The organism is Weissella sagaensis (assembly GCF_005405285.1).
In the GTDB taxonomy this organism is placed as follows: domain Bacteria; phylum Bacillota; class Bacilli; order Lactobacillales; family Lactobacillaceae; genus Weissella; species Weissella sagaensis.
In genome coordinates, this window is sequence record NZ_BJDT01000001.1 from 321,751 (window position 1) to 345,812 (window position 24,062).

Sequence of the window (24,062 nt, forward strand, 5' to 3'; positions counted from 1 at the left end):
TACTGACGTTAGAAAATTTATTTATTATATAGAAAAAGGAGGTAATCGTAATGGCTCGTATTGCTGGTGTTGATTTGCCTCGCGATAAGCGTATCGTGATCGCATTAACATATGTATATGGAATCGGGAATGCAACTGCACAAAAAGTTTTGGCAGATGCAAAGGTTTCTGAGGATGTCCGTGTTCGTGACTTAACCCCAGACCAAGAAGACGCTATCCGTGCCGTCGTTGATGGTATTAAGGTAGAAGGTGACTTGCGTCGTGAGGTCTCAATGAACATTAAAGGTCTACAAGAAATCAATTCATACCGTGGTATCCGTCACCGTAAGGGCTTACCAGTTCGTGGACAACACACGAAGAACAACGCTCGTACTCGTAAGGGCCCAGCTGTTGCAATTGCAGGTAAGAAGAAGTAATTTAAACTAACTAGAAAGGAGATAACTTGATTATGGCAGGTCGTACTAATCGTAAGCGTCGTGTACGTAAGAATATTGAGTCTGGTGTAGCACACATCCACGCAACGTTCAACAACACGATCGTAATGATCACCGACGTTCAAGGAAATGCTGTTGCTTGGTCATCAGCTGGTGCACTTGGTTTTAAAGGTAGCCGTAAGTCAACGCCGTTTGCTGCGCAAATGGCTGCTGAAGCTGCTGCTAAGAGCGCAATGGAAAATGGCATGAAGACTGTTGAGGTAACTGTTAAGGGACCTGGTTCAGGTCGTGAGTCAGCTATCCGTTCGTTAGCCGCTGCAGGTTTGGATGTTTCATCTATTAAGGATGTTACACCAGTACCTCACAACGGTTCACGTCCACCAAAGCGTCGTCGTGTCTAATTGCCGGTTGCAAATAGTGCACAACAAGCTTTGAAAGGGGTAACAAACAGTATGCTTGAATTCGAAAATCCTAAGATTATGCTGGTTGAAGAGGATAGCAATTACGGTAAGTTTGTGGTTGAGCCGCTTGAACGTGGTTACGGAACTACTTTGGGTAACTCACTACGCCGTGTATTGTTGTCTTCATTGCCTGGTGCGGCAATCAATTCAGTACAGATTGATGGCGTTTTGCATGAATTTTCAACGGTCGAAGGTGTCGTTGAAGATGTCACGCAAATTATTTTGAACCTTAAAAAGGTTTCAATGCGCATCGACAGTGACGATGAAAAAACACTCGAAGTTAACGTAACCGGTCCCGCTGATGTGACGGCCGGTGATATAACTGGTGATAGTGATGTTGAAGTCTTGAATAAAGATCTTCACATTGCTACTGTTGCGGCTGGGGCTACTTTGCACATGACTTTGACTGCTGCTCGTGGTCGTGGTTATGTTTCAGGGGACCAGAATAAGGAATTGCATGATGAAATGCCTATTGGCGTTCTAGCAATTGATTCAATCTTTACCCCAATCGAACGCGTCAACTATCAAGTTGAAAACACTCGTGTTGGTCAACGTGATGACTTTGATAAATTAACTTTGGATGTTTGGACTGACGGTTCATTGACAGCTACTGAAGCTGTTTCTTTGGCCGCTCGTATTATGTCTGATCATTTGAACGCATTTGTTGATATGTCTGAGCGTGCAATTACTGCACAAGTGATGGCAGACAAGGAAGAAGAGCCAACCGCAAAACATGCAGATACGCCAATTGAAGAATTGGACTTGTCTGTTCGCTCTTATAATTGTCTCAAAAGGGCCGGGATTAACTCTGTCCAAGAGTTAACTGAGCGTACGGAGACTCAAATGATGTCTGTTCGTAACCTCGGTCGGAAATCACTTGACGAAATCCAAGACAAACTTACATTGCTAGGTTTGGGATTCCGCAAGGAAGATTAGATTAAACGATAGAATACCAAGTAAAGGAGGACACACTCATGGGATACCGTAAGTTGGGACGTAACAGTGCACAACGTAAGGCTTTGTTGCGTGATTTGACTACTGATCTATTAATCAATGGTCGTATCATTACGACTGAAGCTCGTGCAAAAGAAGTTCGTCGTACTGCTGACAAAATGATTACGTTGGGTAAGCATGGTGATTTATCATCACGCCGCAAGGCAGCTGCCTTTATGCGTAACGTTGTTGCAGACGTAAAAACAACTGATGATAACAAAGTTCAAGTTGAAACAGCTTTGCAACACTTATTTAACGATGTTGCACCTCGCTTTGAGGGTCGTGCCGGTGGTTACACTCGCATTTTGAAGACTACTCAACGTCGTGGTGACGCTGCTCCAATGGCTATCTTGGAATTGGTTGACTAATTTCATTGGTTAATTAATAAACACAATGAGATCTCTCATGTTATATGGTATAAACCGCTAAGATGATGGCTAATAGCCAAGTCTAGGTTGAAAGGCATTTATGTCGCACCTATAACGTGTGAGGTTTTTTTGTGCTTTTTTTTGTATACCCGAAACTCGGGACTGCAGTAATGAAAGACTTTTGTAGTGTTGAGTTTTTGATTTATCGAAAAAAAATAATGATTTTTCTAAAAATCACTTTTAATAATTTACGTGTTAGCAAAGCTAGTATATACTAAAACAAAAGTGTTCTTGGGGGGGTTACAAATGAATAGGAAACGTAATGTAAATACAACGGGTATGACAATACACTTAACACCAAGTAATTTTATGGCAAATCGTATGTTAGTTAATGGTCACTATTTTGATTATCGGGGTATTGATCTAAAGATGGGTGATACAGTTCGAATTCGGCAACAAGTCGGTAATTTTCTAGTTGTTGAAAAAGCATTTAAATATGGTAAAAACTATTATGAACTATAATTTTGATAATCGCCTGTTGGATAAATCGTTTACTTTATCTATGGATAACTATGCGGATGGCTTTGTTAAATTAAATGGTATTTATTATCGTGTTACGACAACCGAAAAATTAATCTGGGGAGATGAGGTTGTAATCGTTGCAGTACAAGGCAATGCGATTAGCTTAGAAAAGGAGACGTCAAAAAATGATATTAGCTAGTATTTTATATGTCATTATCTTTTTATTGATCATTTATTTGTTGGTTTCAAGTATTCGAATCATTCCACAAAATATGGTAGGTATGGTTTCGATTTTAGGTAAGTATAAAAAGCAAATTACACCTGGTATTCATTTTACAATACCGATTATTACGCGAGTGGATCGAGTCGATTTGGCACAGGTACCACTTAGTTTAAGTGAACAAAGTGTTATTTCACAAGATAATGCAGAAGTTATTATTTCACTTTCAATGAATTATCATGTTACGAACCCATATAAATTTACTTTTGAAAATGCGGATTCAATTAAATCTATGGTTCAACAATCGAGAGCGCATTTACGTGGAATTATTGGTACGATGGATTTGAATGATGTTCTTAATGGGACAGAAAGAATTAACGCTGCGTTAAGTCATGAATTAGCGACAATTACGGATGCTTATGGTGTTAATGTTGATCGGATTAATATTGATACAATCCAACCAACACCGGAAATTCAAGAATCAATGAATAAGCAAATTAATGCCACGCGTGAACGTGAGGCAGCTATTGCAAAAGCAGAGGGTGAAGCACGTTCAATTGAATTGACCACAAAAGCTAAAAATGACGCCTTAGTGACGACTGCTGAAGCGAAAGCAAAGGCAGTGCGTTTAGCGGCTGATGCTGAAGCATATCGTATTCAAAAAGCGAATGATGCCCTAGCAGCTGTAGATAGCAAGTATCTAGCTGCGCAAAATATTGATGCTTTCCGTGAAGTTGCAAACGGCCAATCTAATACGGTTGTTGTTCCTAATACAGCCATTGATGCGTTGGGAAATCTAACGGTTGCAAATGAATTATTTCAACAAAAAAATAAATAAAAAATAAGGATGGAACATTTTTGTTCCATCCTTATTTTTATTAACATTTAGTTATGACGAGCATGCTTTGCTAGTAAGTCACCCACAAATTGAATAATGACAATGAACAGTAGGATAATGACCGTTGCAGTCCACATAACGTCGTTTTGGAAACGTTGGTAACCGGTAACGATTGCAGTTGTTCCAAGACCACCAGCACCGATAGCGCCAGCCATTGCAGTCAAACCAACTAAACTGATTAATGTAACAGTTGAAACACGAATTAGTTCGGCACGACCTTCTCGTAAGTAGACGTCTGAGATAATGTCCCAATTAGTTGCGCCAAACGAACGAGCAGCTTCAACTTTACCACCTTCAACACCAAGTAAAGCAACCTGTACCTGACGAGCGTAAAAGGGGAAAACACCAAGGGACAGTGGGACTAGCGCAGCTGTTGTTCCAATAGTTGTACCGACAATTAATTGTGTTAGAGGTGAGAAAGCCACCACCATAATGATGAATGGAATAGCACGCCCAACTGAAACAATTTTATCTAAGATTTGGAAAGCTGTGCGATTAGGTGCAATCCCGTCATCGGCAGTCAAAACTAAGCCAATCCCAAATAACAAACCAATAATACCACCAATAATGGCGGCGCCGAGAGTCATATAAACTGTTTGCCAAATTGCAACACCCCAGCCATAGTCACCTGACCAGCCCAAAGCGTAAGCATTAGGCATATGTTCTTGAATCCATCCCATAATTAGTTGGTACCTCCTTGTAATTCAGTAATGACCACCCCGTGATCACTAAAACTTGCTTTAGCAGCCTTACGATTAGCAACCGTTCCCTTAAATATTGCAACGGCAAGACCAACAGGTGTCTGTGTCAAGATTTCCATGTTTGAATAGAGAATATTTGTTGTGACATCGAAATCTGCATAAATTGTTGATAGTAATGGTTGCGCTGTATCGGCACCAACATAACTGATTTTGATTAGTTCTTCATCGTCTGCTAGTGGTTGGGTGGTTAATAGCTCATTCACCTTAACAAGTGCTTCATCCAAATTAGTAGCTGTATTGATGAAATCTTTTGTTAGTGGCTTTTGAGGATTGGTAAAAATTTCTAATAACGAACCACGTTCAATGATCGTACCGTTTTCCATCACAGCAACTTTGTTAGCAGTTTCTTTGATGGCTTGCATTTCGTGAGTAATCAAAACAATAGTTAAGCCTAATTCACGATTTAATTGCTTTAGTAATGCCAAAATTTGGTTAGTCGTTCGGGGGTCTAGGGCTGAAGTTGCCTCATCAGAAATCAAAATTTCAGGATCATTTGCCAATGCACGTGCAATGGCCACACGTTGCTTTTGACCACCAGAAAGTTGATTAGGATAGTTATCAGCACGGTCATCAAGACCAACAAGTTTTAGTAATTTGTTAACCTTTTTAGCTTTATCAACTTTTGATAAATTAGAATGTTTCAAAGGTTGTGCGACGTTGCCAAAAATTGTTAACTCATTCATTAGATTGAAATGCTGGAAAATCATCCCAATTTTCTTACGTTGATTACGTAATTCTTTTGGTGAAAGTTGTAGCATGTCGATATCGTTTACAATGACTGAACCTTTGGTTGGACGTTGCAATAAATTAATGGTACGAACCAGCGTTGACTTACCAGCACCAGAATAACCAACAATGCCATAAATATCGCCTTTTTCAACTTCGATGGATTCATCTTGAACAGCGACAATTTCACTTTTTTTTTGTTTAAAAGTTACATTTATATTTTTTAATGAAATAACAGCCATATTCTTCTCCTACTATTGATATGTATGTGAACGAGCGAAGGCCCGTCACGGTTGTTGCAAATGGCTTACTTCAACTTGATATCCCATGATGGAATTTCAGCCTTACCCCAAGTATCCTTTAGGTATTGCTTTGTTTGCTTGCTTTGGTAAGTTTTAACGACTTGCTTGTATGCTTTCTTGTTAGCATCACTCTTGCGGGCAACAATAACATTAATCCATTGCTTTGACTTTTTATTAATTGGTTCAACGTAGACAGCTGAATTTAACTTAAGTTTAGCTTCTTGGGCATAGTTAGTATTAATAACAGCACCATCCATTGACTTTAGAGAAGATGGGCCTTGATCAGCAGCAACTTCTTTAAATTTAAGGTTTAACTTGTTCGATTGAATATCTTTAAGGGTTGGCAAATCAACCCCTTTCTTGATTTTAATCAAGCCAGCTGATTGTAGCAAAGTTAAAGCACGGCCTTCATTAGTACTGTCATTTGGTACGGCAATACTATCACCCTTTTTAAAATCTTTAACGTCTTTGTATTTTTCAGAATAAAGACGAATTGGGGTAATGAAAGTTTTACCAATTGCTTTGACCTTATTGTTATTTGATTTATTCCAGTTGTTTAAGAAATAAACGTGTTGGAAAGCATTTAAGTCAAGTGATCCGTCAGCAACGGCTTTGTTTGGTTGGTTGTAGTCAGTAAAGACTTTTGTTTTAACAGTTAAGTTATATTTCTTTTGCGTTGTTTTGTTGATATTATCCCAAAGTTCTTTATCACTAGTACCAACAATTCCAACAGTTACTGTTTTTTTGGCAGCAGCATTAGCCGTAATAGGCGCAATAGTTCCAGCAGCAAAGGCACTAACTGCTAAGATAGTACCAATTTTTAATCCTTTATGTGTCATAACGTTTCTCCTTAGACAATTTTATAAGTATGAGTTAGTGTATTTTAGAAAGGAAGGGGAACAAAAAAGACTCGTCCCATCATGATTAGATATAATCTGATAGAAACGAGTCTCGTGTTACCATTCTACTTTTATTTTAACTATTACTAATTAAAACCTTAGCAACGAGCGAGCAGTGAGCGATATGATGCTATGCTGATTCGTGTGTCTTTTAACGTAGACCATTCCGTCGTTAATTTATAGACTTGCTACTCATTAACGCCAATCACAGGCCATTTTCAACTAGTATGATTTGAACAGCTTACACCAAATACTGTCTCTCTTAACAAATCATAATTAATTTACTTTCCTGATCAACTTGTTTATTCTTCTGAAATACTTAACCGTATTTTAGTTGATATTATCTGTTGTGTCAACTACCACTATCATTTTTCTTCACGATTAACCAAAACAAGGATGCCTAGTATTAAAATGGGGGCGATGAAGAGTGCACCTTGATGTAATAATTGCATCGCAAAAAAAGCCAAAATTGCTGAAGCAAAAAAAGCCAAAATAACGGGAGCCACCCGTCCAGCACGATGCAACGCCGATTTATCATGCCATAATAAACCATTAGTTAAACCACTACTAAGGGTTCGTAAATTACCAGTGCTTAAGATGGTCATATAAGGCATTCCATGAATGAGATTAAATGTATCTGCCTGAATGGCCATAAAAAAGGCTAGTAATGGCAGGATAATATTGGATGAAACAGTGTGATATTCTAATAAAGCGACACCGACTAAACCTATAAATTCAATGAGTAAAGCTATCATAGTATGTGATTGCTGGTGTTTTTTTGCAAATTGTTTCAAAAGCTGGTTAAAACTAGTGCCCATTAAAAAAGCAAATACGGGCCAGAAATAAATTAAGGCATGTAACCATTTACCGTTGGCAATATTTAGACCAATTTGTAATAAATTACCGCTTTGAAAGCTTGCAAAACGCATATCATGAATTTGAAATGTATAGGCATCAATAAAGCCAGCTGTTGCTGCGAGCAACATCCCCGTGCGCATTGATTCTTTAATTGGATAATGATGAATCATGATAATCGTTCCTTAATAAAAAATTATTGCTGTGACAATTTCCTTAGTATACCACTAGTTATATCATCCTAACATGACTTTACACCCTGTGATTTGTGTTAAAATAGTAACAATATAGAAAATGAGGAGAATTTTGTTATGGCTTTAGCATATCCAGATGATAGCTTGGCATTACACACAGATGCGTACCAATTATCAATGATGCAAACGTACTTTATGAAGGGAATTCATGAACGCAAGGCAGTTTACGAAATGTACTTTCGCAAACTACCATTTCAAAATGGTTATGCCGTTTTTGCAGGATTGGAACGGGTTGTAAATTTTTTGAGTGGGTTACATTTTTCTCAGAGTGATCTTGATTATCTACGTTCAACTGGGGAGTTTAATGAAGCATTTTTAGATTACTTAAAAAATTGGCGCTTTAAAGGAACCGTTCGGATGCCAAGCGAAGGAGATGTTGTTTTTAACAATGAGCCTATCGTGCAGGTTGAGGCAACTGTTTTTGATGCGCAATTAATAGAGACCCCGTTACTAAACATTATTAACTATCAAACTTTGATTGCCACAAAGGCTTCAAGAATTCGTTCAGTTGTTGGTGATCAAACTTTGATGGAATTTGGTTCACGTCGTGCACAAGAAATGGACGCAGCCCTTTGGGGAACACGTGCTGCTTACATTGGGGGCTTTAACGCAACTTCAAATGTGCGAGCAGGTAAATTATTTGGTATTCCAATTTCTGGGACACATGCACACAGTTTAGTACAAGTCTATCGTAATGATTATGAAGCTTTTAAAGCCTATGCAGAGACGCATCATGATGTGGTCTTTTTGGTTGATACGTATGATACATTACGCTCTGGTGTGCCAGCTGCAATTCGTGTGGCACAAGAAATGGGTGATAAAATTAACTTTATCGGTGTTCGTATCGATTCAGGTGACTTGGCTTACGTCTCTAAAGGGGTTCGTAAGATGTTGGATGAAGCTGGTTTTCCAGAGGCATCTATTGTGGCATCAAATGATTTGGATGAAACAACGATTAAGAGTTTGAAGTTCCAAGGTGCTAAAATTGATACATGGGGTATTGGAACAAAATTAATCACGGCATACGACCAGGCTGCGCTTGGTGGTGTTTATAAAGTGGTATCAGTCGAGGATGAAAATGGTGAGATGACCGACACAATTAAGATTTCAGGGTCGGCTGAAAAGATTTCAACGCCAGGTCAAAAGCAAGTTTGGCGTATTACACGTAATTCTGATGGTAAGTCACAAGGGGATTATGTTGCCTTATGGCATGAAGACCCAACTAATTTGCCTGAGGGCTTGTATATGTTCCATCCTAGTTATCCATACTTGAATAAGACAGTTGTTGATTATACAGCACGACCAATCTTACAAGATATTTTTGTGGACGGCGAATTGGTTTATAAACTACCAACTTTGGATGAAGTACGGACATTTGCCCAACACCACATCAATTCATTATATTCAGAATATCGCCGTGATATGAATCCACAAGAATATCCTGTTGATTTGTCACAAGATGCATGGGACCATAAGATGAATCTTATTAAGAAAACCCGTGCATATGTTGATGAAATTAATAAAAACAATTAATAGTAATATTTCTTAAGGGAGGCTGTTATGCGAACATTACAAGCAGAGATTATTCAAACATTAGGTGTTCAACCGACAATTGATTCAGAAACTGAAATTAACCGTTCAATATCATTATTGAAAGATTACTTAATTAAGACCGGTCTTAAGACTCTTGTATTAGGTATTTCAGGTGGCCAGGACTCATTGTTGGCTGGTAAGTTAGCGCAGTTGGCTGTTATGCAACTACGTGCAGAAACTGGTGATAAAACTTATCAATTTATTGCGATGCGGTTACCATATAGTCAACAATCTGATGAGTCAGATGCAATGGCTGCTATTGCTTGGCAAGGTGCTGATCAAACAGTAACGGTTAATATTAAAGATTCAGTTGAAGGTGTTGTGACGCAGTTAGAAGCTAATGGTATTGCAGTAACTGATTTTAATAAGGGAAATATTAAAGCTCGTGAGCGTATGATTGCACAGTATGGTGTTGCTGCAGCTAAACAAGGTGTTGTGATTGGAACTGATCATGCAGCCGAAGCGTTAGCAGGCTTTTATACGAAGTTTGGGGATGGTGCAGCAGATGTGACACCATTATATCGTTTAAATAAACGACAAGGTCGTCAGCTATTAGCTTACTTAGATGCACCAAAAAACTTATACGAAAAGGTGCCAACAGCTGATTTGGAAGAAGATCGGCCAGCATTGCCTGACGAAGAGGCTTTAGGCGTAACCTATGATGCAATTGATGACTATTTGGAAGGCAAAGAAGTATCTGATGCGGATGCTAATCAAATTGAGCATTTGTATACAACTTCTGAACATAAACGCCGTCAACCTGTAACTGTCTTTGATGAGTGGTGGCGTTAAAAAATAAAAAGTGTAAAAATTATGGGCCGTTAGTCTAACCATTTTGAGATGGTAGATTAACGGCCCTGTTTTTATGATGTGATTTTAATGTGCTTGCCAATCAATACGAGGTTGTTGGCTTAAAATATTATCGATTTGATCTAATTCAGCTTGGCTAAAGTTTAAGTGGTTTAAAGCTTTAACATTGTCAACTAATTGTTCCGGACGACTAGCGCCGATAATAACACTAGCGACTTCAGAATGTCTAAGATCCCAAGCTAAAGCCATTTCAGCTAATGTTTGGTGGCGGTTTTTAGCAACCTCGTTTAAGTTTTGAACAGTTTGAATAGTAGCTTCGACTTGATTTTCATGCAAGAAGGGACTGTTACTTTTAGCTGCACGTGAGGACTTTGGAATACCATTTAGATATTTATCAGTCAACAAACCTTGTGATAGCGGACTAAAGACAGCGGCTGCTTTGCCATACTGGCGTAAGACGGGCAATAAATCCTGTTCAATTTGACGATTGAACATATTATAGCGTGGTTGATGAATAATGAAAGGTGTCTTTAAATCATTGAAAATTTTAATCATTGCCTGAGTTTGAGCACCAGAATAGTTAGAAATACCAATATATAGTGCTTTGCCAGTGCGAACAAGTTGATCCAAAGCCAGTGCTGTTTCTTCAATTGGTGTGTCTGGGTCAGGGCGATGAGAATAAAAAATATCCACGTAATCTAATTGTAGTCGTGCTAAACTTTGGTCAGCACTGGCGATGATGCTTTTTTTAGAACCCCAATTACCATAAGGACCATCCCACATTTCATAACCTGCTTTACTTGAAATAACAAGTTCATCACGATAGGCATGTAAATCCTGCGCTAAAATATGGCCAAAGTTTTGTTCCGCACTACCAGGTATTGGCCCGTAGTTATTGGCCAAGTCAAAATAGGTAATGCCCAAGTCAAAGGCCTGATGGATAATGGCTTTTTGATTTTCAATAGGATCGACACTGCCAAAATTATGCCAGAGACCTAATCCGATAGCTGATAATTTTAGACCACTTTGACCAACACGATTATAAACCATCTTGTCATAACGTTCTTTATTTGCTTGATACATTAAAATTCCCCCGATGATTTTATGATATACAATAGCTATTCTTAATTGTAAATTATAGCTGTAATTTAGTGGGGTGTCCAAAGCCATTTAGACCACATTCTAAGTCATAGAGAAATATGGTAAAATATTTATATCGATACTGACATTTAGTCAGTTAATAAAAATGAGGGTTACCACATTTTTAAAAGGAGAGAGGGACGTAACATGATGAAAATGTTTAATACCATGACGTTGACTAAGGAAGATTTCCAACCTATGCATGAAGATAAAATCAGTATGTATGTTTGTGGGCCAACTGTCTATAATTATATTCATATTGGAAATGCACGTTCCGCAATTGCCTTTGATACGATTCGTCGTTATTTTGAGTATCGCGGTTATGAGGTGGATTACGTATCTAATTTTACTGATGTGGATGATAAAATGATCAAGGCAGCAGCAGCTCAGGACATTACAGTCCCACAGTTAGCTGAGAAATATATTGCTGCCTTTAATGAGGATACGGCTGCGTTAAATATTAAGCCAGCTACAGTACGACCTCGAGCAACCGAACACATTACAGAAATCATTGATTTTGTGACTGACTTAATTGATAAAGGTTACGCTTATGAATCAGCTGGTGATGTGTATTATCGTGCCAAAAAATTTAAAAATTATGGTGCACTAGCTCATCAAGATTTACAAGAGATGACTTCAAATGCAGCAGGGCGTTTGGACGATGTTGAATTGGCCCGTAAAGAAGATCCAATGGATTTTGCAGTTTGGAAAGGTGAAGATGGTGATGGTGCGATTGCCTGGGATTCACCATGGGGTAAAGGTCGTCCAGGATGGCATATTGAATGTTCAGTGATGTCGACGAAGTATCTGGGTAACCATTTTGATATCCATGGTGGGGGCATTGATTTAGCGTTCCCACATCATACGAATGAAATTGCGCAAAGTGAAGTTCATACGGGCGAGCAATTTGTGAATATGTGGTTACATAATGGCTTTGTGACAGTTGGTGATGAAAATGAAAAGATGTCTAAGTCACTTGGAAATTTTGTGACTGTTCATGACTTATTACAACAGATTGATGATCCAATGGTATTACGCTTTTTCATGGCCACAACACAATATCGTCGTGCGATTGCCTATTCAACAAAAAACATGGCGCAAGCAGGTCAAAACTTGGAACATATTCGTACTGGTTATCGTAATTTACAATTCCGCTTGCAGGATGCGCTTGAGGGGAATGACGAGCACATAACAAAGCAAGTTAATACACATATTGCAGCATTTAATGCAGCAATGGATGATGATTTTAATGCGCCCAATGCGTTAACAGCGATTTATGAGCTAGTGGATTTGGCTAATCAATATGCGAATGCTAAGGCTGTTTATCAACAAGCAGTTCAATTTATTTTGGATAGTCTTGTGACGTTAATGGGTGTTTTTGGGGTTGATGGTTTAGCACAAGAAGAATTATTAGATGCTGATATTGATGCATTGATTAAAGAACGCGACCAAGCTCGAGCAGCAAAAAACTTTGCCCGTTCTGATGAAATTCGGGACACGTTAGCAAAGCAAGCAATCATTTTAGAAGATACACCACAAGGAACACGTTGGCATCGTTAATAATAAATGGCAAAAATGAGCTTTTTTTAATCAAACAGTTGACACAACGTGAGATTAGATTTAGCATAGTCGTATCGACAGCGATAAGATGAGTACGGTCAATGTGTTTTATAGAGAGTCAGTGATGGGTGAAAACTGATAAACACTTGATTGGAAGATGGTCTTGGAGTCATAAATGACATGAACAACACGTGAATGCCGTTCGGAAACGCCCGTTATAGCGATGAGAGGATGAGCCTAATTGGTTTATTAAATTCGGGTGGTACCACGTGATAACGTCCCGTAATCTTAATTGATTACGGGACGTTTTTGTTTAAAAGCATGTCGATAATTTAGGGGAAGTTACTTAGGAGGAATTTAACATGGCAGAAGTTGAAAGTTTTTCATTGGATCACACCAAGGTACAAGCACCATACGTTCGTAAAATCGAGACACAACAAGGACCTGCAGGTGGACAAATTGTAAATTATGATTTACGTTTGACGCAACCAAACGAAACCGCCATCGAAACTGCTGGTGTACACACTTTGGAACACTTATTTGCAAGTTTGGTGCGTGATGAATTAGACGGTATTATTGATATTTCACCATTCGGTTGCCGTACTGGTTTTCATGTGATTAGTTGGCAAGATTATTCATCGACTGAGGTAGCTGTTGCCTTTACGCATGCACTACGTAAGATTCGTGATGATATTCAATGGGATGACGTGCCTGCAACAACAATTCGTGAATGTGGTAATTTTAAAGACCACAGTTTGCACTCTGCTAAAGAATGGGCGCGCATTATTTTGGATCAAGGTTTTTCAGATGATCCATATGTTCGTCATGTTGTGGAAGCTTAATTTTTGAAATGATGATAAGACAAAAAAGTTGGTTAAAATACTTGATTTACAAGTCATTAACCAGCTTTTTTTGCCCACTAAGCAAAATAGAAGAAGACTTTAAAAGTGAAAAATCGCAATAGTTAGCATATAATATTTAAAAATTAATAATTTCTAATAATGTTTAGCAAATGAACTAGTCAAAGAGCGGGGGAAAAGATATGCCAAAAATTAGTGAAGTATTTCAAGAGTATGGCTTTAAGGACGATCGTTTAACTTTACTAGCCGGCCCATGTGCCATTGAATCATATGAAACTTGTGCTGAAGTTGTTGAAGAATTGAAGAAGATTACTGATGAGTTAGGGATTAACTATGTGTTTAAGTCATCCTTTGATAAGGCTAACCGTAGTGCCATCTCATCTGATCGTGGTTCTGGCATGGAGACGGGACTTGAAATTCTACGTCAGATTAAAGAGAAGTATAATGTGCCAATTGTGACTGATGTCCATGAGTCTTACCAATGTGCACCAGTTGCTGAAGTTGCTGATGTGTTGCAGATTCCAGCTTATTTGAGTCGTCAGACTGATTTATTGTTAGCTGCTGCTAAGACAGGTCGCGTTGTTAACATTAAAAAGGCGCAGTTCATGGCACCAGAAGATATTCAGAGTGCAGTGAATAAAGTTGCCTCACAAGATAATGAGCATATTTTAGTCACTGAACGTGGTACCATGTTTGGTTATCATCAGTTGGTGGTGGATATGACGAGTTTGATTCAAATGCGTGAAACTGGCTACCCAATCATTTACGATGCAACCCATTCAGTTCAAATTCCGAGTGGTTATGGTAACCATTCTGGTGGTAATCGTGAATACATCTTCCCATTGATGCGGGCAGCCTTATCAATTGGTATTGATGGTATTTTTGCTGAAGTCCACCCTAACCCACCTAAGGCTATTTCTGATCAAGATAGTCAGCTCTATCTATCAAAGGCACGTCCAATCCTAGAAGAAGCCAACAAGCTATTCCACGAACATCTTAACAGTAAGGTGGTGTATGCAGATGAAGACTTATTATAAAGATGCTAAAGAGACCTTTAATATTGAAATTAAAACTTTAGAAAAGGTCCGTGATGCTTTAGACGAAAGCTTTGACCAATTTGTTGATGATGTTTTACAGATGACAGGTCGTTTAATTTTTATCGCGATTGGTAAATCAGGTATTATTGCTGAAAAAATTTCGGCTTCATTTTCCTCGATTGGGGTACCAAGCTTTTTCATCGATGCTGGAAACGCCTTTCATGGTGACTTAGGTCGAGTATCCGCAGATGATGTGGTTGTATTTGTCTCTAATAGTGGTGAAACAGAAGAAGTATTACAAACGTATTTTGCGTTGCAAGAGATTTTTGGTAAAGATTTAAAAACAATTGCTTTAACAGGTGCATCAGATTCAACATTGGCAAAAAATACACAGGAGGCATTAATTGTTGATGTGGCTTCTGAAGCGGACGTTACCAAATTAGCGCCAACCAACTCAACAACGGCAACGTTGGTCGTTGGGGATGCGTTATTAATTGCGGTTCAAAAAGAAAAGCAATTCACGAAAAAAGATTTCGCTTTGTATCATCCAGGTGGATCAATTGGTAAGCTGTTGTTGCAAACAGTTAAAAATGTCATGCATACCAAGGTACCTTATGTTGATATCGAGACACCGCTTAACGATGTTATCTACCGTATTAGTGATTTTGGTATTGGAATGACGCTAGTAAAGGATCAAGATAAAGTTGTTGGGATTGTGACAGATGGCGATATTCGTAAGAAAATGCTTCATGTTACTAAGGTTAAGGAATCAACAGCTGCTGATTATATGACAGAAGGGTTTATTAGTATCGACGTTAATAAACGAAATCGAGCAGCATGGCGTAAGATGGCTACGCATAACATCTCTAATTTAGTTGTTACTGAAAAAGGTGAAGTTGCGGGAGTTATTACCATCAACGACGTTGTTGATGAATAACAAACTTAATGAAAAATAAAATCTGTTAAACTAATGAGTTAAACGTTTTAATTATATTTTACTAGTTAGTTAACTGTTTACCTAAGTAAATAAACATGATATAGTAATGTCAATCAAGAATAACCTTTAAGTGTAGTCCAGTGAGGCTAACAAAGGATACCCAAGTTGATGGCAGTCATCCAAAATAGGTGAATCATACTATCGAATAACTTAGTAAGCCTTATGAATCACTGGATTCATAGGGCTTTTTTGCGTAAACAATGAGGAGATAGCATGCGAAACTTTGTGAATTTAAATGATTTAACAATACAAGAAATTATGCAATTAATTAAAAAGAGTTTGGCGTATAAAAATGGACAATTAGCGTTGCCTACCCAGTCAAAACATGTTGCCAATTTATTTTTTGAAAATTCAACACGGACAGCTAGTAGTTTTCAAATGGCTGAATCAAAGTTAGGGTGGCAACCAATTCAAGTTAATCCCCAGACGAGTTCAACGCAAAAGGGAGAATCACTCAGTGATACGCTAAAAACTCTTGGTGCAATTGGGGTAGATGTAGTGGTACTCCGGCACAGTATTAATGATTGGTATGAGCCATTAATTGCTGAAAATTCAGCCTTGATGCCACAACTTGTTAATGCAGGTGATGGCAATGGTCAGCATCCATCACAAAGCTTACTTGACTTAATGACAATTTTTGAACAGTTTGGTTACTTTGCAGGTTTAAATATTCGTATTGTAGGCGATTTAGCGCATTCAAGGGTGGCGCGTTCAAATGCTGAAATTTTAAAACGTTTAGGTGCACAAGTGAGTTTTTCAGGACCCAAACAGTGGTATCCGACTGACTTTGATCAATATGGTACTTATCGGGAAATGGATGCGGGTCTAGAAACCTTAGATGTTTTGATGTTATTGCGTGTGCAGCATGAGCGGCTAGCCCAACAAGAAAATGCTGATTTTTTAGAAACAACGTATCATCAACAATTCGGCTTAACCTACAACCGTTATAGTCGATTAAATGACAAAGCCATTATTATGCATCCAGCACCTGTTAATCGGGGGATTGAAATTGCTGATGAATTAGTAGAAGCAGACAAATCACGTATTTTTACGCAAATGGCTAATGGTGTTTATGCCCGTATTGCCATCTTAACTGGCCTGATGGAGGAGACAGTAAATGACATCAATATTGATTAAGAATGCACAAAGTGTTGGGACAGATGGTGCCTTAATTCGCCAAGATATTTTAGTAATTGACGGCATGATCACAAAGGTGGCAACTAATATCAAAGAAACGACTGACCGTGTGATTGATGCCAATGGTGCGTTAGTTACACCAGGATTGGTCGATGTGCATGTACATTTTCGTGAACCGGGATTTGACTATAAAGAAACTGTCACAACTGGGTCAAAAGCAGCGGCACGTGGGGGATTTACGACAGTATTAGCGATGCCTAATCTAGATCCAGTGCCAGACAACTTAGAAAATTTTCAAATGATTCAAGCTAATAATGAGGCTAATAGTTTAATTCATTTAAAGCAATATGCAGCTATTTCAACAGCTTTAACGACTGAAGAGGTCAGTGATATTGATGCACTAGCCAAGGCAGGTGCCGTTGCCTTTACAAATGATGGTAAGGGTGTGCAAACGGCGGCTACGATGCTAATGGCAATGAAAGCTGCTGCCAAAGTACAACGACCATTAGTGGCACATGTGGAAGATAATTCATTAATTAACGGTGGCGTGATGAATTTAGGTGAAAAATCAAAAGCATTACAGTTACCAGGTATGGATCCTTTAGGCGAATCCTCTCAGCTTGCACGTGATTTAGTATTAGCTAAGGCTAGTGGGGTGCATTATCATGTCGCACATCTTTCGACAAAGTCATCAGTGGCGCTCGTTCGATTTGCTAAATCACAAGGAGTCAACGTGACGGCTGAAGTCTCGCCGCACCATTTGTTATTGGATGAAACCCATATTACGGGTGATAATGCTTACTTTAAAATGAATCCGCCGCTTCGAACACCAGCTGATCGGACCGCTGTTATTGCGGGATTATTGGATGGCACCATTGATATGGTAGCAACTGATCATGCACCGCATAGTAAAGCAGAAAAAGAAGGGTCATTTATCGGGGCTGCTTTTGGGATTACGGGGATTGAAACAAGTTTCCAATTGCTTTATACCCACTTAGTTAAACCGGGTATTGCAACGTTGAACCAATTATTGGATTGGATGGTTGTTAAACCACAACAAGCCTTTGGGTTACAAGGAGCACAGAAAATAGCTGCTGGGCAACCAGCAGATTTGGCATTATTTGATATTAATCATGCACACAAAATTACAGCAGACGAATTTGCCTCAAAAGGGGTTAATACACCATTTATTGGGGCAACAATTTACGGGCAGACAGTATTAACCATGGTTGATGGTCAAATCGTTTACGAGGCATAGGGGGAAAACATGCAACGTTATTTAGTTTTAGAAAATGGGTCAATTTATACTGGTGAAGCTTTTGGCGCTACAAAAGATGTTGCAGGAGAGCTCGTTTTTAATACGGGTATGACGGGTTATCAAGAATCATTAACGGATATTTCTTATTCAGGACAAATTCTAACTTTTACGTATCCATTAATCGGCAATTATGGTATTAATCGTGATGATTATGAATCATTAAAGCCAACAGCAAATGCCATTGTGGCACATGAAATTGCACGCCGTCCTTCTAATTGGCGCCAACAAATGTCACTTGCTGAATGGGCAGAAAAAATGGATTTGCCAGGTATTACGGATGTTGATACACGTGCCCTAACAAAAGAAATTAGAGAATACGGTGTGATGCGGGCAGTTATTGTTGATGAAGTTACTGATGACACATTGGCGCAACTACAGGCAGCAAAACCAGCAACAGATGAAGTTAACAAAATGACGACGAAAACGACGTATGTTAACCCGACGGATGGGCCATCAATTGCGTTGATTGATTTTGGCTTGAAAAATTCTATTTTACGTTCATTAGCTAAACGTGGTGTGAATGTGATGGTTTTCCCAGCTAATGTTGATGCAAAGACTATATTAGATATGGATCCGGATGGCGTCTTATTGTCAAATGGACCAGGAAATCCTGAAGATGTGTTGCATATCTTACCAGTTATTCGAGAATTACAAGAAAAGATGCCATTGATGGGGATTTGCTTAGGCCACCAATTGTTTGCTCTAGCTAATGGTGCAACGACGTTTAAGTTGAAATTTGGTCATCGTGGTTTTAATCATGCTGTTCGTAATAAAGTTAAAAATCAAATTGACTTTACATCACAAAACCATGGCTACGCTGTTGACGCTAAGTCGATTGCACAAACGAATTTGGAAATCACCCATGAAGAAATTAATGATCACACAGTTGAAGGACTTAAGTTAAAAAATCACGCTGCATTTTCAGTTCAGTTTCATCCAGATGCAGCGCCTGGTCCCCATGATGCGGAATACTTATTTGATGATTTCCTAGCAATGATTGCACAAAGTAAGAAAGGACAATTACAACATGCCTAGACGTACAGATATCCACAAAATTTTGGTCATTGGTTCAGGTCCCATTATTATTGGTCAAGCTGCTGAATTTGATTATTCAGGAACACAAGCAGCGATGTCTTTAAAAGAAGAAGGGTATGAAGTTGTCTTAGTTAACTCGAATCCAGCAACCATTATGACGGATAGTGAAACGGCTGATGAAGTTTATATCGAACCATTATCATTTGAATTTTTAGCACGAATCTTGCGTAAAGAACGTCCAGACGCAATTTTGCCAACTTTGGGTGGCCAAACAGGCTTGAATATGGCCAAAGAATTGTCAGAAGCAGGTATTTTGGATGAATTAGGGATTATTTTATTGGGAACCAAGTTATCAGCCATCGAAGAAGCTGAGGATCGTGAAGCTTTCAAGAACTTAATGAATCGCTTGCATGAACCGGTACCAGAGTCATTGATAGCCGTAACGGTTACAGAAGCTGTTGACTTTGCAAATCAAAGTGGTTATCCCGTGATTGTACGGCCGGCCTACACATTAGGTGGTACTGGTGGTGGTATTGCTAATAATGAAACGGAACTAAAGGATATTGCCGCAAATGGATTAGAGTTGTCACCGGTGACACAAGTACTTATTGAACAATCGATTGCTGGCTATAAAGAAATTGAATTTGAAGTGATGCGTGATGCTGCTGATAATGCACTAATTGTTGCTTCAATGGAAAACTTTGATCCAGTTGGTATTCATACAGGTGATTCTATCGTCGTTGCCCCCGTACAAACTTTAGCTGATCGTGAATTACAAATGATGCGTGATGCTGCTTTGAAAATTATCCGCGCTCTGAAAATTGAAGGGGGCGTTAATATTCAAATGGCGTTAGATCCAAATTCATTTGAATATGACATTATTGAGGTTAACCCCCGTGTCTCACGTTCATCAGCGTTGGCGTCTAAAGCAACTGGGTATCCAATTGCAAAAATGGCTGCCAAAATTGCGGTGGGATTGACATTAGATGAAATTATCAATCCAGTAACGGGTACTACTAAAGCAGCCTTTGAACCAGCTTTGGATTATGTCGTTGTTAAAATTCCACGTTGGCCATTCGATAAGTTTGCGACAGCCGATCGCCATTTGGGGACGCAAATGAAGGCAACCGGAGAAGTTATGGCCATTGGACGCAACATTGAAGAAGCGTTGAATAAAGCCGTTCGTTCATTAGAAATTGGGGCGACTGGGTTACGTGATATCAACTTTAATGATATTAATAGCCAACAATTATTAGCTGACTTAATGCCCGCACGTGATGACCGATTGTTTATGATTAGTGAATTAATACGTCGAGGTGTTGCAATTGATGTCATTCATGAACGAACAAAAATCGATTATTTCTTCTTAGACAAAATTTTGCATGTTATTGAAATTGAGCAAGCTTTAGCACAGCATGTTGGCAATAATAAAGTATTGTTGGCTGCTAAAAAGAACGGGTTTGCCGATCAAACCATTGCTGATATTTGGGGATGGACAAGCCAGGAAGTATCAGACTATCGTATGGAAGCTGATATTAAGCCCGTTTATAAAATGGTTGATACGGTGGCTGCTGAATTTGAATCACAAACACCTTATTATTATGCAACTTATGAAATGCAAAATGAATCCGTTGTTAGTCAAAAGCCCAGTGTGCTTGTTTTAGGATCAGGACCCATTCGTATTGGTCAGGGTGTTGAGTTTGATTATGCAACTGTACACGCTGTTAAGGCAATTCAAGCAGCTGGCTATGAAGCGATTATTATGAATTCTAATCCAGAAACAGTGTCAACTGATTTTTCGGTTTCATACAAGCTTTATTTTGAACCGCTCACGTTAGAAGATGTCTTAAACGTGACTGAGTTAGAAAAGCCAATTGGTGTTGTAGTCCAATTTGGTGGTCAAACAGCTATTAATTTAGCACAACCGCTAGTTAATGCAGGCGTCAATATTTTAGGGACGAGTGTTACCAACTTAAATCGTGCCGAAGATCGAGAAGAGTTTGATCAAGTGATTAAGCAGCTAGGTTTGGCGCAACCAGTTGGGAAAACTGCTACGACCATCGACGGTGCCTTAGCCGCCGCAAATGAAATTGGGTACCCCGTATTAGTACGACCATCTTATGTTTTGGGTGGACGAGCAATGGAGATTGTTAATAACCAAGCTGAATTAAAGGATTATATGGGACGCGCAGTAAAAGTATCCCATGATCATCCTGTTTTGATTGATTCGTATCTAGTTGGTTCAGAAGCTGAAGTCGACGTATTATCTGATGGCAAAACGGTGGTTATTCCAGGAATTATGGAGCATATTGAACGAGCAGGTGTGCATTCAGGTGATTCAATGTCCGTCTATCCGACACAAACATTGTCTGATAAAGTACGTTCTGAAATTGTTGCTGCGTCAATAGCATTGGCAAAGAGTTTGAAAACAATTGGTTTAATGAATGTGCAATTTGTTATTCATGATAATACGGCTTATGTGATTGAAGTTAACCCAAGAGCATCACGGACAGTCCCCTTTATTTCAAAAGTAACGCAATTAAAGTTAGCGCAATTAGCGACCCGTGTGATGTTAGGTGAAAAATTAGCAGATATGGGATTTGAAACAGGTCTAGTGCCAGAATCAGAAATGGTTCATGTGAAATCACCAATCTTTTCATTTACCAAGTTACCAGCAGTAGACTCATTGCTTGGACCTGAAATGAAGTCAACTGGAGAAGTAATGGGGTCTGATAAGACCTTTGAAAAAGCTTTATATAAGGCCTTTGTGGCATCAAACATTAAAATTCCACATGCTGGTAATGTTTTGTTTACGATTGCTGATGAAGATAAGGCAGAAGCACTAGGATTGGCTCACCGTTTTAATGAATTAGGTTTTCAATTATTTGCTACGGCGGGAACAGGTGAATATTTACAAAAAAACGGTCTGCGGGTACAAATCCTAGATAAGATTAGTGAGACAGCACATAATGCGGTGACTGCTTTGAGCAAGGGGTCATTACAATTGGTTATTAATTCGACCCATCAAGATATTGCGACAGTTAATGATAGTCGTCGCATTCGCAATGCAGCAATTGAAAATGCAGTGCCTTTGTTTACAGCATTCGATACAGTTAAAGCACTACTTAGTGTCCTTGAATCACAATCATTTACAGTTAACCCTGCATAAAATAAAAGGAGAGTCTTCCCATGAATAATAACCGTTATGCTGTGTCATTACCTGGTTTGGAATTAAAAAATCCATTTATGCCATCGTCAGGTTCATTCTATTATGGACTGGATCACATTGATGACTTTGATTTAAACGAATTAGGTGCGCTAGTATTAAAAACAACAACGATGCAGCCACGCAAAGGTAACCCACAACCATGGACTATTCAAACAAAAGCGGGGGTGTTAAATTCAGTTGGTTTGGCGAACCCAGGTATTGCAGCTGTTAAAGCAGATTACTTACCCAAGTTAGCTGAAAAATTACCAAACCTACCAAAAATGCTGTCAATTTCTGGAGAAACAATTACTGAGTTTACTGAATTGGCTATCATCATTGATAAAATACCAATTATTAGTGCCATTGAGTTAAATCTTTCATGTCCAAATGTTGATGAGGGTGGCCGTGCATTTGGTGTTTCTACTGCTGGTATTACAGCAGCTGTTAGTGCTGTACGTGCCGTTACTACCAAAGCCGTGTATGCAAAATTGTCACCAAATGTGACTGATATTAAGCCACTGGCGCTTGCAGCTCAAAAAGCGGGTGCAGATGGGTTAACGATGGTAAATACTTTGGTTGGAATGAGTTTAGACTTAATGGATCGTTCAGTTCGTTTATACCGTGGTAAAGGTGGCTTATCCGGAAAAGCAATTCACCCATTGGCTGTAGAGTTTATCTGGGAAGCAGCGTCGGTTGTGGATATTCCAATTATAGGGGTTGGTGGTGTGACAACAATTGATGACGCCCTTGAATTAATGTTAGCAGGGGCATCAGCAGTTCAAGTTGGCATTATGAATAAAGAGGATCCACTCTTTTTGTCAAAGTTGATTAAACAATTACCAGCAGCCCTTGATAAATACCATTTTGAAACAGCTGCTGATGTAACACATGCACTGCAACCGCTGCCTACTGATGAAGATGCATGGGTTAAGGCGCAAGAAAAGTAATCATCATAAAGGAGCTATTATGAATGAAAACAAGCCAGTGTTTATTGCCTTAGATTTTGCCGATGCTAAAACAACCTGGGCATTTTTGGCACAGTTTCCAGCACAGCAATCATTAGCGGTCAAAGTTGGTATGGAACTATTCTATCGTGAGGGACCGCAATTTGTTGCTGCATTAAAGCAACGCGGATACACGGTCTTTTTAGATTTAAAGTTATACGACATCCCACATACTGTGGGACAAGCGACTAAAAATTTAGCGCGCTTAGGCATCGATTACTTAACACTACATGCAGCTGGTGGTGAGAAAATGTTAACTGCAGCTAAGTCAGCAATTGTTATGGCTAACCAATCAACGAAATTACTAGCAATTACACAATTGACTTCGTTTACGCCAACTGAATTACAGACAACCCAACAGTTGGCTGTGTCATTGGATGAATCAGTGGTTCATTTGGCGCAATTAGCAAAGCAAGCAGGCATGGCCGGTGTTATTTCATCAGCTTTTGAAACACCAATGATTCATCAAGCAACGAGTACTGAATTTTTATCAATTACACCAGGGATTCGTTTACAAGGGGATGCCAAAGGTGATCAAAGCCGGATTATGACGCCGCAACAAGCACGTAAAAACGGCGCTAATGGTATTGTGGTGGGGCGCTCAATTACACAAGCACCTAATCCAGTTGCTGCCTACACACAAATAACAAAAGCGTTTAATGAGGAGTAA

General features: G+C 39.0%; 24 protein-coding genes and 2 other annotated features. Of the genes, 19 read left to right on the forward strand and 5 right to left on the reverse strand.

Annotated features, from left to right (window positions below; all coding sequences use genetic code 11):
* Positions 1-50 precede the first annotated feature (50 nt).
* The 7 genes from rpsM (at position 51) to FFM55_RS01670 (ending at position 3,836) form a co-directional block, all read left to right on the forward strand.
* Complete coding sequence (rpsM, locus tag FFM55_RS01640; RefSeq protein WP_042491851.1) at positions 51-416, forward strand: 30S ribosomal protein S13; 366 nt, start codon at positions 51-53, stop codon at positions 414-416.
* Between the two features lie 32 nt (positions 417-448).
* Positions 449-835 (forward strand): 30S ribosomal protein S11, encoded by a 387-nt coding sequence (gene rpsK, locus FFM55_RS01645; RefSeq protein ID WP_042491849.1) that lies wholly within the window; start codon positions 449-451, stop codon positions 833-835.
* 51 nt (positions 836-886) lie between these two features.
* Positions 887-1,831 carry a DNA-directed RNA polymerase subunit alpha gene (locus FFM55_RS01650; protein ID WP_042491847.1) on the forward strand — a complete coding sequence of 315 codons (945 nt, stop codon included), beginning with the start codon at positions 887-889 and terminating at the stop codon, positions 1,829-1,831.
* 38 nt (positions 1,832-1,869) lie between these two features.
* A complete protein-coding gene (gene rplQ / locus FFM55_RS01655) occupies positions 1,870-2,256 on the forward strand; it encodes a 50S ribosomal protein L17 (protein WP_042491846.1) in 387 nt (128 codons plus the stop codon).
* Positions 2,257-2,562: 306 nt separating this feature from the next.
* Positions 2,563-2,778: a hypothetical protein gene (locus FFM55_RS01660; RefSeq protein ID WP_042491845.1), complete on the forward strand. Its 216-nt coding sequence runs from the start codon at positions 2,563-2,565 to the stop codon at positions 2,776-2,778.
* Positions 2,753-2,977, forward strand: a complete 225-nt coding sequence (locus FFM55_RS01665) for an NfeD family protein (RefSeq protein ID WP_042491844.1) — start codon at positions 2,753-2,755, stop codon at positions 2,975-2,977. The genes FFM55_RS01660 and FFM55_RS01665 overlap by 26 nt, the downstream gene beginning before the upstream one ends.
* Entirely contained in the window at positions 2,964-3,836 is an 873-nt protein-coding gene (locus FFM55_RS01670) for an SPFH domain-containing protein (RefSeq protein ID WP_052348368.1), read from the forward strand. Before FFM55_RS01665 ends, FFM55_RS01670 begins: the two co-directional genes overlap by 14 nt.
* Positions 3,837-3,883: 47 nt before the next feature.
* Here the strand turns inward: FFM55_RS01670 and FFM55_RS01675 are convergent, their stop codons facing one another.
* The 4 genes from FFM55_RS01675 to FFM55_RS01690 all read right to left on the reverse strand — a co-directional run bounded on the left by FFM55_RS01675 (position 3,884) and on the right by FFM55_RS01690 (position 7,612).
* A complete protein-coding gene (locus tag FFM55_RS01675) occupies positions 3,884-4,576 on the reverse strand; it encodes a methionine ABC transporter permease (RefSeq protein ID WP_042491843.1) in 693 nt (230 codons plus the stop codon).
* A gap of 2 nt (positions 4,577-4,578) precedes the next feature.
* Complete coding sequence (locus FFM55_RS01680; protein WP_042491842.1) at positions 4,579-5,625, reverse strand: methionine ABC transporter ATP-binding protein; 1,047 nt, start codon at positions 5,623-5,625, stop codon at positions 4,579-4,581.
* 65 nt (positions 5,626-5,690) lie between these two features.
* Positions 5,691-6,524: a MetQ/NlpA family ABC transporter substrate-binding protein gene (locus tag FFM55_RS01685; protein WP_042491841.1), complete on the reverse strand. Its 834-nt coding sequence runs from the start codon at positions 6,522-6,524 to the stop codon at positions 5,691-5,693.
* A 98-nt stretch (positions 6,525-6,622) separates the two neighbouring features.
* Positions 6,623-6,890 (reverse strand) — a binding site (T-box leader).
* A 59-nt stretch (positions 6,891-6,949) separates the two neighbouring features.
* On the reverse strand, positions 6,950-7,612 hold the full coding sequence (locus tag FFM55_RS01690) for a YoaK family protein (protein WP_137600399.1): 663 nt from the start codon (positions 7,610-7,612) through the stop codon (positions 6,950-6,952).
* Between the two features lie 138 nt (positions 7,613-7,750).
* Here FFM55_RS01690 and FFM55_RS01695 point away from each other — a divergent pair, with 138 nt between their 5' ends.
* Positions 7,751-9,226 carry a nicotinate phosphoribosyltransferase gene (locus FFM55_RS01695; protein ID WP_042491840.1) on the forward strand — a complete coding sequence of 492 codons (1,476 nt, stop codon included), beginning with the start codon at positions 7,751-7,753 and terminating at the stop codon, positions 9,224-9,226.
* Positions 9,227-9,253: 27 nt separating this feature from the next.
* A complete protein-coding gene (gene nadE / locus FFM55_RS01700) occupies positions 9,254-10,078 on the forward strand; it encodes an NAD(+) synthase (protein ID WP_042491838.1) in 825 nt (274 codons plus the stop codon).
* A gap of 84 nt (positions 10,079-10,162) precedes the next feature.
* Here the strand turns inward: nadE and FFM55_RS01705 are convergent, their stop codons facing one another.
* On the reverse strand, positions 10,163-11,179 hold the full coding sequence (locus tag FFM55_RS01705; protein WP_042491836.1) for an aldo/keto reductase: 1,017 nt from the start codon (positions 11,177-11,179) through the stop codon (positions 10,163-10,165).
* Between the two features lie 204 nt (positions 11,180-11,383).
* On the opposite strand from FFM55_RS01705, the gene cysS reads away from it, so the two are divergent.
* The 10 genes from cysS to pyrF all read left to right on the forward strand — a co-directional run bounded on the left by cysS (position 11,384) and on the right by pyrF (position 24,062).
* The gene (gene cysS, locus FFM55_RS01710) at positions 11,384-12,796 is read left to right on the forward strand and encodes a cysteine--tRNA ligase (RefSeq protein WP_042491834.1); all 1,413 of its coding nucleotides are present in this window, start codon (positions 11,384-11,386) and stop codon (positions 12,794-12,796) included.
* A gap of 71 nt (positions 12,797-12,867) precedes the next feature.
* Positions 12,868-13,082 (forward strand) — a binding site (T-box leader).
* Between the two features lie 76 nt (positions 13,083-13,158).
* Entirely contained in the window at positions 13,159-13,638 is a 480-nt protein-coding gene (locus tag FFM55_RS01715; protein ID WP_042491831.1) for an S-ribosylhomocysteine lyase, read from the forward strand.
* A gap of 200 nt (positions 13,639-13,838) precedes the next feature.
* Positions 13,839-14,693, forward strand: coding sequence for a 3-deoxy-8-phosphooctulonate synthase (kdsA, locus tag FFM55_RS01720; protein WP_137600400.1), 855 nt, complete (start codon positions 13,839-13,841; stop codon positions 14,691-14,693).
* Positions 14,677-15,630, forward strand: coding sequence for a KpsF/GutQ family sugar-phosphate isomerase (locus FFM55_RS01725; protein WP_042491828.1), 954 nt, complete (start codon positions 14,677-14,679; stop codon positions 15,628-15,630). The genes kdsA and FFM55_RS01725 overlap by 17 nt, the downstream gene beginning before the upstream one ends.
* Positions 15,631-15,903: 273 nt before the next feature.
* Positions 15,904-16,827, forward strand: a complete 924-nt coding sequence (locus tag FFM55_RS01730) for an aspartate carbamoyltransferase catalytic subunit (RefSeq protein WP_137600401.1) — start codon at positions 15,904-15,906, stop codon at positions 16,825-16,827.
* The gene (gene pyrC / locus FFM55_RS01735) at positions 16,808-18,085 is read left to right on the forward strand and encodes a dihydroorotase (protein WP_042491826.1); all 1,278 of its coding nucleotides are present in this window, start codon (positions 16,808-16,810) and stop codon (positions 18,083-18,085) included. The genes FFM55_RS01730 and pyrC overlap by 20 nt, the downstream gene beginning before the upstream one ends.
* A gap of 9 nt (positions 18,086-18,094) precedes the next feature.
* On the forward strand, positions 18,095-19,180 hold the full coding sequence (locus tag FFM55_RS01740) for a carbamoyl phosphate synthase small subunit (protein WP_042491825.1): 1,086 nt from the start codon (positions 18,095-18,097) through the stop codon (positions 19,178-19,180).
* Entirely contained in the window at positions 19,173-22,349 is a 3,177-nt protein-coding gene (gene carB / locus FFM55_RS01745) for a carbamoyl-phosphate synthase large subunit (RefSeq protein WP_042491823.1), read from the forward strand. The genes FFM55_RS01740 and carB overlap by 8 nt, the downstream gene beginning before the upstream one ends.
* 20 nt (positions 22,350-22,369) lie before the next feature.
* The gene (locus FFM55_RS01750; RefSeq protein ID WP_137600402.1) at positions 22,370-23,335 is read left to right on the forward strand and encodes a dihydroorotate dehydrogenase; all 966 of its coding nucleotides are present in this window, start codon (positions 22,370-22,372) and stop codon (positions 23,333-23,335) included.
* A 19-nt stretch (positions 23,336-23,354) separates the two neighbouring features.
* Positions 23,355-24,062, forward strand: a complete 708-nt coding sequence (pyrF, locus tag FFM55_RS01755) for an orotidine-5'-phosphate decarboxylase (protein WP_137600403.1) — start codon at positions 23,355-23,357, stop codon at positions 24,060-24,062.